This window comes from Paenibacillus sp. FSL R5-0345, assembly GCF_000758585.1.
In the GTDB taxonomy this organism is placed as follows: domain Bacteria; phylum Bacillota; class Bacilli; order Paenibacillales; family Paenibacillaceae; genus Paenibacillus_AQ.
Window position 1 is genome coordinate 6,695,731 of sequence record NZ_CP009281.1, and the last position, 14,721, is coordinate 6,710,451.

At 41.7% G+C, this 14,721-nt stretch carries 15 protein-coding genes and 1 riboswitch; of the genes, 8 read left to right on the forward strand and 7 right to left on the reverse strand.

The window, feature by feature from the left end:
• Positions 1–63: 63 nt before the first annotated feature.
• Positions 64–144: riboswitch (glycine riboswitch) on the reverse strand.
• A 197-nt stretch (positions 145–341) separates the two neighbouring features.
• The 3 genes from adhP (at position 342) to R50345_RS29555 (ending at position 3,037) form a co-directional block, all read left to right on the forward strand.
• Positions 342–1,358 carry an alcohol dehydrogenase AdhP gene (gene adhP / locus R50345_RS29545; RefSeq protein WP_042131662.1) on the forward strand — a complete coding sequence of 339 codons (1,017 nt, stop codon included), beginning with the start codon at positions 342–344 and terminating at the stop codon, positions 1,356–1,358.
• Between the two features lie 153 nt (positions 1,359–1,511).
• Entirely contained in the window at positions 1,512–2,363 is an 852-nt protein-coding gene (locus R50345_RS29550) for an alpha/beta fold hydrolase (RefSeq protein WP_042132585.1), read from the forward strand.
• Positions 2,364–2,566: 203 nt separating this feature from the next.
• Positions 2,567–3,037: a pyridoxamine 5'-phosphate oxidase family protein gene (locus R50345_RS29555; protein WP_042131663.1), complete on the forward strand. Its 471-nt coding sequence runs from the start codon at positions 2,567–2,569 to the stop codon at positions 3,035–3,037.
• A 558-nt stretch (positions 3,038–3,595) separates the two neighbouring features.
• Here R50345_RS29555 and R50345_RS29560 read toward each other — a convergent pair.
• Both R50345_RS29560 and R50345_RS32380 read right to left on the reverse strand, forming a co-directional pair.
• Positions 3,596–5,839, reverse strand: a complete 2,244-nt coding sequence (locus R50345_RS29560) for a U32 family peptidase (protein WP_042131664.1) — start codon at positions 5,837–5,839, stop codon at positions 3,596–3,598.
• 164 nt (positions 5,840–6,003) lie between these two features.
• Positions 6,004–6,186 (reverse strand): hypothetical protein, encoded by a 183-nt coding sequence (locus R50345_RS32380; protein ID WP_331281350.1) that lies wholly within the window; start codon positions 6,184–6,186, stop codon positions 6,004–6,006.
• Between the two features lie 204 nt (positions 6,187–6,390).
• Between R50345_RS32380 and R50345_RS31525 the strand changes: the two genes are divergently transcribed.
• The 3 genes from R50345_RS31525 (at position 6,391) to R50345_RS31530 (ending at position 7,570) form a co-directional block, all read left to right on the forward strand.
• Positions 6,391–6,657, forward strand: coding sequence for a hypothetical protein (locus R50345_RS31525; RefSeq protein ID WP_156114889.1), 267 nt, complete (start codon positions 6,391–6,393; stop codon positions 6,655–6,657).
• Between the two features lie 367 nt (positions 6,658–7,024).
• On the forward strand, positions 7,025–7,264 hold the full coding sequence (locus tag R50345_RS29570; protein ID WP_042131665.1) for a hypothetical protein: 240 nt from the start codon (positions 7,025–7,027) through the stop codon (positions 7,262–7,264).
• 42 nt (positions 7,265–7,306) lie between these two features.
• On the forward strand, positions 7,307–7,570 hold the full coding sequence (locus R50345_RS31530) for a transposase (protein WP_156114890.1): 264 nt from the start codon (positions 7,307–7,309) through the stop codon (positions 7,568–7,570).
• Between the two features lie 98 nt (positions 7,571–7,668).
• Here R50345_RS31530 and R50345_RS32135 read toward each other — a convergent pair whose 3' ends face one another.
• A complete protein-coding gene (locus R50345_RS32135) occupies positions 7,669–7,899 on the reverse strand; it encodes a hypothetical protein (RefSeq protein WP_042131666.1) in 231 nt (76 codons plus the stop codon).
• Here R50345_RS32135 and R50345_RS29580 point away from each other — a divergent pair.
• A complete protein-coding gene (locus R50345_RS29580) occupies positions 7,793–8,575 on the forward strand; it encodes a transposase (RefSeq protein WP_231573990.1) in 783 nt (260 codons plus the stop codon). The genes R50345_RS32135 and R50345_RS29580 overlap by 107 nt on opposite strands.
• A gap of 232 nt (positions 8,576–8,807) precedes the next feature.
• Positions 8,808–10,265, forward strand: a complete 1,458-nt coding sequence (locus tag R50345_RS29585; RefSeq protein ID WP_042131668.1) for an MDR family MFS transporter — start codon at positions 8,808–8,810, stop codon at positions 10,263–10,265.
• A gap of 346 nt (positions 10,266–10,611) precedes the next feature.
• Here R50345_RS29585 and R50345_RS30570 read toward each other — a convergent pair whose 3' ends face one another.
• From R50345_RS30570 to R50345_RS29600, 4 genes are all read right to left on the reverse strand, one after another.
• Positions 10,612–12,597 (reverse strand): CFI-box-CTERM domain-containing protein, encoded by a 1,986-nt coding sequence (locus tag R50345_RS30570; RefSeq protein ID WP_156114892.1) that lies wholly within the window; start codon positions 12,595–12,597, stop codon positions 10,612–10,614.
• Between the two features lie 432 nt (positions 12,598–13,029).
• Entirely contained in the window at positions 13,030–14,061 is a 1,032-nt protein-coding gene (locus R50345_RS29595) for a hypothetical protein (protein WP_042131669.1), read from the reverse strand.
• On the reverse strand, positions 13,979–14,407 hold the full coding sequence (locus R50345_RS32140; RefSeq protein WP_231573991.1) for a hypothetical protein: 429 nt from the start codon (positions 14,405–14,407) through the stop codon (positions 13,979–13,981). The genes R50345_RS29595 and R50345_RS32140 overlap by 83 nt, the downstream gene beginning before the upstream one ends.
• Entirely contained in the window at positions 14,379–14,693 is a 315-nt protein-coding gene (locus R50345_RS29600) for a hypothetical protein (RefSeq protein ID WP_042131670.1), read from the reverse strand. Before R50345_RS29600 ends, R50345_RS32140 begins: the two co-directional genes overlap by 29 nt.
• Positions 14,694–14,721 lie beyond the last annotated feature (28 nt).

Consider the following 14,721-nt stretch of genomic DNA (forward strand, 5'->3'; position numbering starts at 1 on the left):
CAGATCGTAAGAATATCAAATAATATTTGCCTACTGATGTCGATCAGCATGACAAATATATATTCGTACTCTTCTGTCCTTTTGCCTGAGATTGTGAACCCTTCGGCGCCGCGGAAATTCCGCAGTCTCTCCAGAAGCTGCTCCAGCTAAAGTGTAATCCTTAGCCATCATAGCTCGTGAATTATGAAGTTGATAAAGCGGTAACGCAGTAAAGCTGTTCTGATATTCTAACATATTACTTCTGATGTGAGTGTTAATCTGTGATAAAAGTCTCAAGAATTTAAAGTAAGCCTCATGAACATACTACTTTTTGAAAAACAAAAAGCTAAAGGAGTATGCTAATGAAAGCCGCTGTAGTAAAACAATTTAAAGAAAAGTTAGAACTACAAGACGTACCTAAACCAAAACCCGGACACAAAGAAATTCTTGTCCACATTCAGGCGTGCGGAGTGTGTCATACTGATTTGCATGCTGCTCATGGCGATTGGCCTGTCAAACCGAAACTCCCTCTTATTCCCGGACATGAAGGCGTTGGGATTATTGAAGAAATAGGTGAAGGAGTTACACACTTAAAGGTAGGGGACCGAGTAGGAATTCCGTGGCTGTATTCTGCTTGCGGTCATTGCGAATATTGTCTCACAGGAAGAGAGACCCTTTGTCTGGATCAGCAAAATTCCGGATATTCCGTAAATGGCGGATATGCAGAATATTGTGTAGCAGCTGCCGATTATGTAGTGAAGGTTCCTGATAATCTAAGTTTCATCGAAGCGGCACCTTTATTTTGCGCTGGCGTTACGACCTATAAAGCTTTGAAAGTATCAGGTGTAAAGCCAGGTGAATGGGTAGCCATTTTCGGCGTCGGAGGATTGGGTCATCTAGGTGTACAATATGCAAAAGTAATGGGAATGAATGTAGTGGCCATCGACACTTCAGATGAAAAGATGGAGCTTGCCAAACAGCTTGGCGCAGACAAAACCGTAAACGCATTAAAAGAAGATGCGGCAGTCTGGATTCAAAAAGAAATCGGCGGAGTGCATGGTGTCGTTTGTACGGCGGTTGCAAAAAAAGCATTCGACCAAGCCTACCGGGCCATTCGTCGCGGCGGTACCTGCGTCATGGTTGGGCTGCCCCCTGAATCCATGGATGTTCCGATCTTTGATACGGTATTAAACGGTACAAAGGTAGTCGGTTCGATTGTCGGCACTCGCAAAGATTTGCAAGAAACATTGCAATTCGCTGCAGAAGGAAAAATCAAAACCATTATTGAGACACGTAAATTAGAAGATATTAATGAGATCTACGATCTGATGTTAGAAGGCAAAATCAATGGTCGAATCGTCCTTGATATGACGAAATGATCAATAATAAAAAGTATGCTACCATAATATTTATTGCAAGCCACAAAATTTGAGGTGATCGGAATGTTAAAGCGTTCTATGGAGAATGTAATGGAATCCGTGAAGGGAAGGAGTGATGCGTAAAATAAAAATGAAAAAAGGATGATTATGAAAATGAATAAGTACCAAACTTTAAATAGCGATGGATTTGAACTGAATTATTGTGTAAAAGGAACTGGGAAACCTATTTTGGTGATAGGCAGCAGTGTTTATTATCCTCAACTATTCTCAGAAGATTTATATGATACATTTCAGTTTATTTTCCTTGATCATAGAGGATTTGTGAAGCCGCCCCGAACTCTACAACCGGAAGATTATAGATTGGAGAAAGTACTAGGTGATATAGAGACGGCAAGGCAAGATCTTAACTTAACAAATTTCATCTTATTAGGGCATTCAGGACATGCTTTCATGGCTTTGGAATATGCTAAAAAATATCCTTACCATGTCCAAAAAGTTGCCTTATTGAATTCAGCACCTACAAATAGCGAGGAAAGACAGCATCATAGTTTTGCATTTTTTAATGAGACAGCAAGTCCGGAGAGAAAAAGACAGTTCGAGAAGGATATTTCTTTGTTAGAAAGTGACATTCAGAAAGATCCTGAACGGCGATTCGCTCACATGTGTATTCGGATGGGAGCCCAAAGCTTTTATGATTATACATTTGACGCAGCTTACATGTGGGAAGATGTATATACGAATATGCCAATTATCGATTATCTGTGGGGAGAAGCATTCGGAGAATTGAATCTTATACAATCACTCGCTAACTTCAACAAACCAGTATTTATCGGTTTAGGCAGGTATGATTATTTGGTAGCGCCTGTTTCACTTTGGAATTCTGTTAATAAAACCTATAAGCACGTCAAAAAAGTGATCTTTGAGCATAGTGGTCACAACCCGATGTTTGAAGAACCTCGAACCTTTGACAATGAGCTAAGCAACTGGATCCTTGAGGACAATTGAGGCTTTCCTTTGTATAACGAAAAACACTAAGTTGATTCTTAGTGTTTTTTTATTTCTTGCTCTTTTCAGTTAAACCATACCTAAGTCGAACAGAGGATTATGATAACGATTTAATATTTATCGTATTATTCCTCACATGCACTAAGATTTGACAATGATAAGCTTAACATTGTATACCTTATGATACTTTAGGAGGTAATATAATGAGCAAGTACGACGAAGCCATGAAGCTCCTGGAAGAACAAGTGGGTAATAAGGATGGCCTGATCTCTCTGTCCACTATCGCGCTGGAACCAGGGCCCGATGGCAAAAGCCGTCCCGCCGCCCGCATTGTGGACGCCTATTATGAGGACGGCGCGTTCTACACCGTCACCTACGCAACCTCAGGCAAGATGCAGCAGATCGCCCAAAACCCCGAAGTCGCCGTTTGTATCATCGTCGAAAACTTTACGGCCGATGGTATCGGTGAAAACCTGGGCTGGGTATGTGACGAGAAAAACGCTGAGATGATGACAAAGCTGCGCACAATATTCGCCGATTGGTATAACGAAGCCAATAACGACGAAGACCCTAACACATGCCTGCTGCGCATTCGCCTGACAAAGGGCCTGTGGAATGACGCCCATAAAGGGATCAGAAATGAGATTGATTTTGTCAATAAGACGGCAAGTTAAGTGGTCTATGTGGTTTCAATATTTTGAGGATATAAAAAGAGTTATGAGAAGGGCGAATGAAGTTTTGAAAGACTTGTACTGGAGAATGGAGATTTAGAAATGATCTGTCGATAATGTACCTAAGCTTCTTAACTTGGAAGTTCGATATTTTGGACCTAGTCTATCGTCTACTTCGATCCTAAGATTTCTACAACTAACCAATGTAGATTCAACGATAAAGGGATTTCTGCTGAAAAGGGTCGGTCTCTCAAAAAGACTTTTCCTTACTTCTGACACGTTCCACTGCGATGGTTGAAGCGGCAAGTTTCAGAGCCGCCCAGTACTGGGCGGCTCTTTCTTATTCTTTTATGTTAAGCTGAACGATTAGCAAGGAAGACAGTGATATACTGGACAGCAATACAAAAATAATTTCCACGATTACCAACATGCAAAACTTTATACGTGGAATACCCAATCGCAGAGTCTGCCGTCCCGGCATTTATGTACAACATAATCTGACCGCTGACGCTGTTGGATTCGCTCCCGCCATGATATCGCCAGAACCATCCCTTTGACTACCTACAAAATCTCTTTATTAAAATGTCCTCTTGTTTCTGTTTCCTGATTAAAGATTGCATTATTCATTGAGCCATTTAATTTACCTGACGCCATATTAATGACTTTCATAACCTGCTCTTTTGATTCAACTGTGAAGTTTAATCTGAGCGCCTCGATTCCTTTGATGTTTTGTAGCTCATCTAAAAGATTAAGCGTCTTCCCATTAAGGAGAGTCGTTGTACAATCATTATGGGAAATTATAGGGAACGTTCCGTGCTCATCTTTTAACTCATAGCTCTTCGTTTTGCAAATTCTGCATTGATTCATTTTTTTCATCGGACAATATTTTGTAAACATCAAAGGAACCTTACCATATACAATCATTTCCAGTGCAGGATAGCCGTCATTTTCTTCATAATAGGCATTCATTAAATCTTCAATTTGGCTCTTATTCAATTCATAAGATAAAGTGACTCGTTTTGCACCTAATTTATATAATTCATAGCAACTAGTTGCATTAACAACATTTAGAGAATAGTCCGTAACAAACGGATTAGTTTCTCTGTAGTGATAAATTCCACCATATCCTCCGATCAGCAGCTGCCCTTCTTTTTCCTTATAATCATTCTGATTTCTTCTAACAACGTTTTTAAAATAGATTTCCTTAATTCCACAGCTCACGCAAGCATCGTACTGCTCCCTAGTCGTTACAGAGGCCGTAAGGTATGGTTTTTCAGAGGCAAAGCTTATTTTTTCTTTTGCTTTCAAAGCCTTGGTTCTTTTCTTTTGGCTGTTAAGCTTTAAGTCATATAAGCCCAGTACAATATCTCTTCTTGCTGCATTTAACAGTTTAGCTGGTATAAATGCATTGCATTCCTCAAAATCCACATGATTAAGTTCGAATATAGTATCATTTAATCTTGAAAATTGCTTTATTACCTGGTCTTTTGTTGTTGGATTATTAATGGCTTCGCCTAGTATTTCCTCGCTTTCATATGAATAATTAAAGCCTAAGCCCTCCGCATCTATGAAAAGCTTTGAATCTGGACATGCATATACTCTAATATCGAGGTTAAACCGCTTAAATTCTTTTTCCAGTGATGATTCTAATTCTTTGCTATAGAAATAATCCTTCGTTTTATATACTAAATCTCCCTTAGACACCTTTTCTTTGATTTTGATATAGCAGACATCATCTGCTTTGTTGATTAATTCGCCATCTTTATCGTACAGTTTTACAACAGTTAAATTAACATCTTCATTGTTGTGACTTATTCGGATGGTATCGTTTTGATTTAAAGAACGTGTAAGTGTTATTTCATACATGTCTTTAACAATCTTGCTAATTGTTCCAATTTCATAACCAAAGTTATTAGGTCTTAAGATGTTTGTAATATTCCTCTTATCTTCGCGAAATAAATATCCTTTAGTAAATGTTCGATTGAATGTTTTTTTCAAATTTTCTTTATCTTCTTCGGTTATTTTATTATCTAAGGCCATGCGATATTTGGATACAACATTAGCAACATACGTAGGCACTTTCATTCGACCTTCTATTTTTAAAGAATCGATTTCTTTTAAATCATTGATATAATCGATTGTGTTTAAGTCCTTAGTAGATAGAATATGGTTTTTCCCTAAAGATGTATCTGATGTCTTGTCCATTAGTTCATACTCCTTACGGCACGAACCAACACATCTTCCGCGATTTGCGCATCGATAGCCGATTAATCCTGACATTAGACAGTTTCCCGAATAAGATACACATAAAGCACCGTGAACGAAAATTTCTAAAGGTATTTCAGCTATTTTTTTGATCTCTTTTACTTTTTCAATCTCAACCTCACGGGACAGAACAACTCTTTTAGCACCAAGTTCTTTAAATAATAAAGTTCCGTCTAAATCGTCTATTCCCATTTGAGTTGAACAATGTGCTTCCATATCAAGAAAGTTTTTAACGATATAATCGAAAGCAGTCAGGTCCTGAACGATAATGCCATCAACACCGATTTCATTTAATTCGTGTATCTGCTCTTTCATCTCTTCAACTTCGTTTTCAAAAACGATGGTATTCATTGCAACATAGATTTTAACATTCCTCAGGTGCGCATACGCAACAGCCTCTTTTAACGATTCTAAATCAAAATTAGATGAGTATGCACGTGCACCAAATTTTTGCATTCCTAAGTATACTGCATCACAACCATTAGATATTGCAGCTTTTAAAGCTTCCATATTTCCTGCTGGAGCTAGTAATTCAGTCATTTTTTCCTCCTTATGACCCATAAGTTACACACTAGTTAAACTCAGCACCATTGATCATAAAATAAGACCTACACTTAAGCTACGGCAAATAGCACAAACCAATGGCTTGTGCTTTTGTTTCTAACGATCTTATTTGCCTGAGAGGCTTGCTTCATAATTATTTTTTATAATAATTCCTTCAGTACATTTTTAGCCACACGTACCTTCTCATCATTGGCCTCACGGAGCATGCCTACAATATCCTGAATATCACGCTCTGCTGCGGTAACCATGAACTCTTCACCCTGGTACGCAAACAACTGAATGATATTCACTTCAAGCAATTCTTCAATCTTATGTAAATTCAATAAAGAAACGTTCTTCTCCCCACGTTCAATCTCCCTATGTATGAAAAATGAAATCCGCCTTTCTCCCCTTCCTGCGACAAGCCCTGCTCTTTCCGAAGAGCATGAATCCGGGTTCTTACAAGCTTCAGTATTTTCTTATCCATCACGGTATTCACCTCTCCATGTCAAAAGTGTAGATAAGTTTCCTAAAATTTAGCTCATATCATGAGAAATCACCAGCAGTATAAGACTGCGTTCTTCCTTTGTCATTCTGCCCTCATTTCTATGATTCGTGCGTTATACATCTATGAGCATAAGACGGAGTTTGGCACAGAGATGTCATTAATTGATCTATTACTTCTGATACATACAGATTATAATCCTGGGCTTGAGATAGTGGTGTTTGTGGAATTATATCGTTCACGGGGAGGGGAAGGAGTTAGAGATGATAAGGGACGAGGATATAAAGAGAGTGATGAGACGGGCGGCTGAGGTTTTGGAGGAGTTGTGCTGGAGGATGGGGAAACCGTAATATGTGTCCAGGCCAAAAGCCCATAAGCAGATAAACGCCTTAGCGAAACGAACTTGGCAGGTGTCAAAACCCCAGTTGTTTTTAGACTGGTTTAACAGGGCTATCGGCGATTTACCCTGTTGAATTAACCGGCACATTATAATACCTCCCTAATCGCATCTCGTCAAGAAATAATGTGCGAATGAGCGACATAGCGAGGGATCCCCCTTAGGTTTTCTTAATAGGAATGAATTTCCGAGTATGCAGAGTGATATCGCTTTTTTCAATTCATCCGGTGTCACGTAAAATATTCTTTAGATCAATGAGGAATAAGGAAAGGAGATTTGTATGAACAGCGTGGACAAAATCAGATTTTCACTCTTTTACGGCGAAGCGCCCGAGGCATCTTGTTACGGGTATATGGAACGAAATCGGGATGGCAATATGATCGCGCTCTACAATAGTTGCGGCGAGGAAATCGACATGTTTGGCGGACATAAATTTGTCAGGGTACAGGCGCTTGGCAAATTTGATGATGAAGACCGCGATAATTTTTACTCCTTGTTAGAAAGTGATGGTGTAGGATAATCTGCACGATAGACAGTTGAAGATTCAGTGTCAAGATACTTAATGAGCCTGTTCAAAAAGCCCATAAATGCGGAACTCATCGATTACATGGATCATGTAGACGACTCTATTGTTCTAGAGAAGATTGCTCCCCTTTACAAAGATGGCGGTCGTCCGCCCATTGATCCCAGAGTCTGCTTTCGGATGCATTATCTGTACTTTACTCGTCCAGAAATTTCTTCGTTTCGAGAGCTGGAGAGACAACTTATTGACGCAATTTTATTGGTGTTCCCAGCCCGACAAAAGTGCCGGTTCACAGCTCCCTGAGCCACTTTCGCTCAAAAGTTAGTGCCGAGTTGTTCTATGCCATTCTTTTCGACATCATCGCCCAAGCCTTGAAGCTAAAGGACTTTCTATCGCCCATGTTAACGGGCATCGATTCCAGGCCGATATGGGCCAACGTCAACGGATGCAAGCACAAACGCTGTTCTTACCCGGACCAGAGCACCTGCTCTTGCGAGAAAACGTATTCTGATCCCGATGCCACCATTGGCGTGCAGCGCAATAAAGTCAACCAAAACAAATTCTTTATCGGTTACCGTTAAACATTCTATCGTCTGTCCAAGCCCTAAAGGACCCGTTGTTCTATTCTCCATCGTTCTTCCTAACGAAACGGCCGATGTGAAGGTGATGCTGCCGCTCATCGACATGATGAAAAAAATCGAAGGGTTGCAGGTGGAGTATCTGGTAGCCGACTTGGGTTACTTCGACTCCGACGATCAGAAGGAATCCCTCCTGACCCACGATGTGGCAGCCGTCACTGGGTTCAAAACCAATACAAAGATTCCCGAACACTGTTCACCCAAAGGAACGCCGGAATGTGAACAAGGACATGTCCTGATGTTCGACGGATTCGATAAAGAGGATTATACCGCCTGGTTCCCCGCAGCGGAGGAGAAATGTGCCGCCTGCCCGTTGCAAGGAAAATGCCAGAAGCAATGGGGCGATTCCTTTCTGGACAATCCGTTTTTCCACGGTCCCGTCCCACAAGGTAGCGCCCTGCAAGAACACATGATGGGCTTTCGCAAGCAAGTGGAGCTAGCGTTCGCCCAAGAATTCAACCCACTGACTTCGGTCATGAAGCACAAGAAGGTGCCGGTTCGAACAACCGAGCGTGTGGAGAAGTGGTTCATCTTGCGGGATGCCTTCCGATTGGTGGAGCGGATGATAGCTCACGTTCGTCAGACCGTTCTTCCCGTACAGCATGTAGCCGCTATGAAGAAGCTACAAGAGATCCAAGTCGAGCAAATCTCACTGCCTTTGGCTGGGTAAAGAGGCATTACTACACATTGAAAATACAGTCCTCACGACCAAGGGAGAGGTCTGTCCAAAATAGGCTATCCTAGTGGGAGACTGTGCGTTGGAAGTAGCCACAAAAGATATTCCCCTTACATTTCCAAATTTGGAGTCTCCGTCTGCGGTTTAGAGTCATTCTTTCAAAATCATTTAGCCCTTTTGAACAAGCTCTTAATGGAACGCAATGAATATTCTCTGGAGGTGGAAGATGAACAAACGGGTTCAAGAGGCAAGCGGAATGAAGAGTGGGGCGATGTTAGCCGCCCTGCTCATCGGTGCATTTATTGCGTTTCTTAACGAAAATTTACTTACCAATACATTTCCTGGATTAATGCGTGAGTTCAACGTTGCTGCTTCAACTATACAATGGTTATCGACTGGTTATATGCTGATGATCGGCATACTGGTGCCGGTGACCGCATTGCTACAGCAATGGTTCACGACTCGCTGGATGTTTATGTCTGCGATGGCGTTATTTTTAGCAGGTACCTGCTTGTGTGCAGTATCCCCTGGATTCGAAGTCTTGCTGATAGGCAGGGTTGTTCAAGCTTGCGGGACAGGATTATTGATTCCGTTGATGATGAATACGATTCTTGCCCTCTATCCTCCGGAACGCAGGGGGGCTGCCATGGGTCTCATGGGGCTTGTCATCATGGCCGCCCCTGTCATCGGACCGGCTTTGTCGGGGTTGGTTATCGACAGCTTAAACTGGCGATGGCTGTTCTACATGGTGATTCCTCTCGTATTGTTTTCGATTATTTATGCATTCATTTACTTAAAGAATGTTACAGAAATAACCAAGCCAAAGGTCGATCTTTTATCCATTTTTTTGTCAACCGTCGGGTTTGGTTGTGTCACCTACGGTTTCAGCCAGGCGGGTGTCTGGGTTAGTCCTGGGAGTTACAGTTTGATTGCCACAGGCGTCCTCTTCTTGATCTTGCTTATTTGGCGGCAGCTCAAGATTAAAGATCCTTTGATTGATCTTTCCGTATTCCGGTATCCTGCCTTTTCTTTGGTAGCAGTATTAATAGTAGTGCTGATGATGGTTTTATTCGCCACCACAACATTGCTGCCGATCTATATGCAGGATGTGATGCAGTTGACAGCATTCGCGACAGGTTTACTTCTGATGCCAGGCTGCATTTTAAACGCAATGATGATGCCTGTGACGGGAAAATTATTCGATAAATTCGGGCCGAGATTCGTCATAATGCCCGGACTGCTCATGATCGCCCTATCGCTGTGGCTGTTTGCTGGTATCGACAGCGATACAACCCGAGGCTCCGTTCTGTTCAATCATGTCCTCTTATTCTTAGGCATATCGTTTGTCGTCATGCCAGCTCAGACGGCAGGAATGAATCAACTTCCGCGTCACCTGGTCCCCCACGGCACAGCCATCTACAATACGCTCCAGCAGATTGCTGGGGGAATTGGCATCGCTTTGTTCGTCGGCATCATGTCGTCCAGAGCTAATCGTTCTCTTCACCATTCGCTCAATCCCGCTGCGTTTCAAGATAAGACACAAAGTATCGTTGCTGGTCTGCAAACGGTTTTTAGGATTGAATTTATTCTCGCAATACTTGTTTTGGTACTGGGTTGGTTTATAAATGATCGTCTTTATGCCGATTTTTCTCAAAAGAAAGAAACCAAAAACTTATTGCCTTAGGGTCTCGTAATACTTATTTTGCCGTCATTTATGGAGACCTTGCTACCGAACGTATTAAGCATTCTAAGACGAAGGAATACTTTTATGAGGTGATGAGCTTATATGCAATTGGATATTTTTCTCTCTGTGCAGTAGTAATTTCAGACCTTGTGTAAAAACTGAAAGACTAAGTAGAACCTATAATCTTCATGCTGTAAATACAGGATCCTACAAGCTTTTCTTCAAAAAACTTGCCCCTATTTATGATACGGTTCACCTTACACGCTATAATGGCTAAAAAAGTGAAAGGAGCTTGCCGCAGCAGCTCCTTTCTTGGTCGTAGATAATCTCTTTATAAATAGACGTCCTAAAGGTATTGAAGCTTCAAATCTTCTACCATCCCGATATAGATTTCTTTGCAGCGCTGATACCAGCCATTTTCGATAGCCAGCAGACATTCTTTCAGATAAACATCCCATAATTCTTTGTAAATTGCATCCTTGTCAAACATTGCATTTATACGGTCTACAAGGATCGGTGCAACGCTATAGTATTCCTTGATCAAGCTCTCACCATCCGCCAGATTGGTAAGCCAGTTGTCTCGGAATGCGCGAAAAGTGTTCAGTTCATACCCATCATCTGCACGTCCTAGGGAATCGCATACAGCAGTCGTAATAAAACAGGAACTTGAGCTTGTAGACCCGCTGTTCAACTTTTCGAGCTCCTTTTTTCCATAAGGATGATCATAAGCAGCAGCCAGCTTTAACATCATTTCTGCTTTTTCTTTATTACGGGTAAGTCCATGCTCTCCGGTTCTATAATAGGATCCAAGCCACGCTAAAGCAGTGGGATGCTGACGGTTTACTGCTTCCTCAAGCAAGGTAATTGCGCTACTTTTGCTTGTGGTGGCATTATTGTACCCATGAGTACCCCAAAATCCCTGCATAGCGATTGCGGAAGTATTTCCTTTAGCTGCCATTTCGATCACAACTCTTGCCGCCTCTTTTTCTTTGGAAGAGTTGCGACGATCCCTTCCATACATGGCATAATCTATATCAGCTAATAGATATTTGGCATAGATATTCCCGTTATTGGCGCGCTTCTGAACATCACCGAGAAGGTTCGTCATTTCAGTAACGTCGTACTTCTCAATACAGTTATGACAAATGCTATCTTTGTAATACTTTTCCATAGCGTATTCCGCATAACTGTTTCCATTGCCGATTTGGGTCCAAACATACTCCAAATTGCGATTCCTGAGCGCCTCATCGATCGGATTACGGACACGGTCCACCTGTTCAAGACTCGTATTGATGGACGCTTGCTGCTGCATTTGCCGGGATAAGGAATTCTTCTTCTCCGTCAGAGAAGAGTTCAGTGCACTGACATCCAGTTCTGGGTTGTCCTGCCGCAGCCGATTTAGTTCCTTGATCTTTTTATCGATGTTTGCCATCGTGTCGTCCGGCATTTCTTTAATGCTGACCAAACGGGAACGATCAAGGCTGATTATCGCTTCCCGATATTCAGCTTGCAGTCCAAAATACTCAACTGCTTTTAATATCTCCTGCCTGGAATCCTTGACGATGGAATAAAGATTCGAATAATAGGAAACCGAATACGGACAGTTTCGGATACATTCGCATAGCACATCGATCACTTTATCATATAGCGACTTATCGCTTGCATATTGGGTAATTAGATTGTTGGCCCTAGCGTTCAACTTTTCGGTATCGAACTCAATCAGAGGTATTCGATTTTCATCCTCCAGTATACTCCACACACTATAAAATATGCCGAAACAGCATTCATGAATCCCTTCCACTAGTAAGCCCAACGTTCGGTGATCGGTAAAAATCTTTTTTTTCATACCGGCGATTTTCGCTCTGTCTCCTGCATTGCTCAGGGAATCACCAATCCCCCTAACCATCCCTGTCCCCATATTTAATGCACCGGCGGTTAAGGCCCCTTTGATTGCCCCACCAAGACCGAACCCACCGCCTTGCCATCTGCTCCGCCCAGCTCTCGATAGGTTTTTGTAGTTGCTTAAGTTCTCGGCGTATTCTTCAATTTTTTCGGCAGCTTCCATAAATGGAGATATGTATTTGGGTATGTCGATATCGTTGGCTGCCAACTCCGCCAATTTATCAAAATCAACATCATCGACACCATATTTCATCAATACTGAAACCCCGAATTTCAACGATGCAGTGACCGACTCTATGAAAGTAGGAAAGGCTTTGTCAAACAGATCGTCAAACGATTTTACACTCGAATGATAGTAGACATCAAAGTCAGTTTTGCTTTTGCTCGCATGACTAGAGAACAATGTTCTCAATTTATTGTATTCTACCATGTCAGCTGAGAAGGAGAGCGTTCGACCCTGTATTCGAAACTCGACGGACGGAGTAGAACTTTTGTTTTCTACTAAAGACTCCATAGATGTTTTAGTAGAATTTTCTATCTGATTGGTGTTATTACCTGTAACGGGAGCTCCACAATTAAAGCAAAACTTTGCAATATGTATGAATTCTGCCCCGCAATTGATACAAAAATTATTTTGCACAGTTAACCTCCTATAGAGATATGAAAATTGTCGATTATATTGAGATATTTCATGCAACAATCCAGCATAGCAATTATACACCTAAAGTTTTTTTGGGGAAAGTTTACAATTGATTCGAACTAATCTTTTTATATCGGTATAGACATAAAACCTTACACAGACACAACTGTCGCTCCTGCCGCTATTTTAGGTTAAAATCGGCTTTGCGCTTCTGTTCACCACCTAACCACCTGCTCTCACATACTTCACATTGATACTGACCTTCTCATCAAGGTATTTCTTCCAACAGGTATTGTCCCTGGATGGATCGTTAGCCTGCTCTGTGAAGTACACGCCCAAGTCTCTATTTTCAAACGTGAAGTAATCTCTTCCCCTCTGATTTCCGAATAACGCGACCAGCGCGTAGTTGTAGCTGGAACTAACGGCAATCCCTGTCTTCTGCATCGGTATTCTTTTCTGGATCTCTTCTATAGTATATGTGACCCCATCACCAGTTCCATCCGCATCCAGGGATTGGAGTAGTAGAGCAAAGAGTAGATCAGCATTGGATCGTAATGTGATCTTTCCTATGTCGAAGACCTCTGATGAGAATGAGTTCCAGTCATGCTTTTTGGTAATTGCTGGAGCAACTCTAGAACGGGACACAGCAATACCCTTCACCTTATGCTTCCCAAACATCATGAGGAACTTATCCAGCTCACGCTTATTCCCCTTCACCTCTTTGACTGCTGGAAGCACGGATCGTACGAATGCAGAAAAATCCGTGATGTCCTCTTGGCTTACAGGTACTCTCTTCCAAACCCAATCAGGCCTTACTGTCGACATGAGATAGTTCATTGCTCGGAAATTATGCTGATCTATGATTTCTACTTTCTTAGAGCATATTAGATGTGACAAGAATGCTATTGTAATGAAGGACTGATGGCCTGCCAGTCGCTCTTCCCAAAAAGCAAAGATATCATCAAGTTCAAGTTTGCCTTTCTCTGCAAACTCCGGCCAATGCTTTTGTAACTTGGCAATGATGACCTTATGTGCAGGCACAAAATTGGATTTCCCCCAATGACCATACTTCCATTCGAACGCTTTACTAATTTCATCATGTTCAACACTTTTAGGATCGGAAAAGCTTTCTTTCCACTTCAGGTATGGCTCTTCTGGATATTTCAATACCTCATACTTGGTTGTGTATTCTCCAAAGTGTTCTGAGATGGTCCTGGCTATCGACTCGATTTCTTTCTTCGTCAATTCGGACATATACCGTTCCTCCAATTTCTCTTAGATTCAGTTTCCCACAAGCCATTTGGAATGTCATCCATTGTGTGCTCTGAGTACGCACTACCACCCGCAGAATCCCATTTGCTGCCCGTTCCCTCTTTTGACCTGCATTTAGTGTCAGTGCTGTAAGAAGTGACCGCAACAGCCTAAAGGGAACTTTTGAACCAAGTGACGCATTTTTAGGCAGACAGTTGATTACTGTCACCCGAACAGTCAAATTGCAATAGAGATGCTTCTGCTTTATCTGGACAGCAAAAGACCCTTCTGCATGGGTCACAGAAAGGGCCTTACTAACTCTATTGATTAATAATTGTTCTGATTTCATTTAGCTTTTGCTGGCTAGACTTGTACCTGCTATACAAATGGACTACAAGCTCATTAAGCTCTTCGATAATATTGATACGATCCTGCTTATCGTCAGCCTCAGTAAGCTTGTTCAATCTCGCTGTTATCATCCTCTTAACTCCAACCGAGCTTCGTTCTCCCGCCCCGTAGACTTCAAAATAAATGTCCCAATAGTCATACTCAGGAAAGTCTTCTGTCCATATTTTCGAAATATGTTTCCCTTCCTTAGCCAGACGTACCATTGTTTCCGAATCTTTTTTGTTCATATACATACTCCCCGTCTAATCATAATTT

What these genes read in the sequence shown, in the direction of transcription:
- adhP (WP_042131662.1), top strand. Translation starts at nt 342, where the DNA reads ATGAAAGCCGCTGTAGTAAAACAATTTAAAGAAAAGTTAGAACTACAA.
- R50345_RS29550 (WP_042132585.1), top strand. Translation starts at nt 1,512, where the DNA reads ATGAATAAGTACCAAACTTTAAATAGCGATGGATTTGAACTGAATTAT.
- R50345_RS29555 (WP_042131663.1), top strand. Translation starts at nt 2,567, where the DNA reads ATGAGCAAGTACGACGAAGCCATGAAGCTCCTGGAAGAACAAGTGGGT.
- R50345_RS29560 (WP_042131664.1), bottom strand. Translation starts at nt 5,839, where the DNA reads ATGACTGAATTACTAGCTCCAGCAGGAAATATGGAAGCTTTAAAAGCT.
- R50345_RS31525 (WP_156114889.1), top strand. Translation starts at nt 6,391, where the DNA reads ATGAGAAATCACCAGCAGTATAAGACTGCGTTCTTCCTTTGTCATTCT.
- R50345_RS29570 (WP_042131665.1), top strand. Translation starts at nt 7,025, where the DNA reads ATGAACAGCGTGGACAAAATCAGATTTTCACTCTTTTACGGCGAAGCG.
- R50345_RS31530 (WP_156114890.1), top strand. Translation starts at nt 7,307, where the DNA reads ATGAGCCTGTTCAAAAAGCCCATAAATGCGGAACTCATCGATTACATG.
- R50345_RS32135 (WP_042131666.1), bottom strand. Translation starts at nt 7,899, where the DNA reads ATGGAGAATAGAACAACGGGTCCTTTAGGGCTTGGACAGACGATAGAA.
- R50345_RS29585 (WP_042131668.1), top strand. Translation starts at nt 8,808, where the DNA reads ATGAACAAACGGGTTCAAGAGGCAAGCGGAATGAAGAGTGGGGCGATG.
- R50345_RS30570 (WP_156114892.1), bottom strand. Translation starts at nt 12,597, where the DNA reads ATGGTAGAATACAATAAATTGAGAACATTGTTCTCTAGTCATGCGAGC.
- R50345_RS29595 (WP_042131669.1), bottom strand. Translation starts at nt 14,061, where the DNA reads ATGTCCGAATTGACGAAGAAAGAAATCGAGTCGATAGCCAGGACCATC.
- R50345_RS32140 (WP_231573991.1), bottom strand. Translation starts at nt 14,407, where the DNA reads ATGAAATCAGAACAATTATTAATCAATAGAGTTAGTAAGGCCCTTTCT.
- R50345_RS29600 (WP_042131670.1), bottom strand. Translation starts at nt 14,693, where the DNA reads ATGAACAAAAAAGATTCGGAAACAATGGTACGTCTGGCTAAGGAAGGG.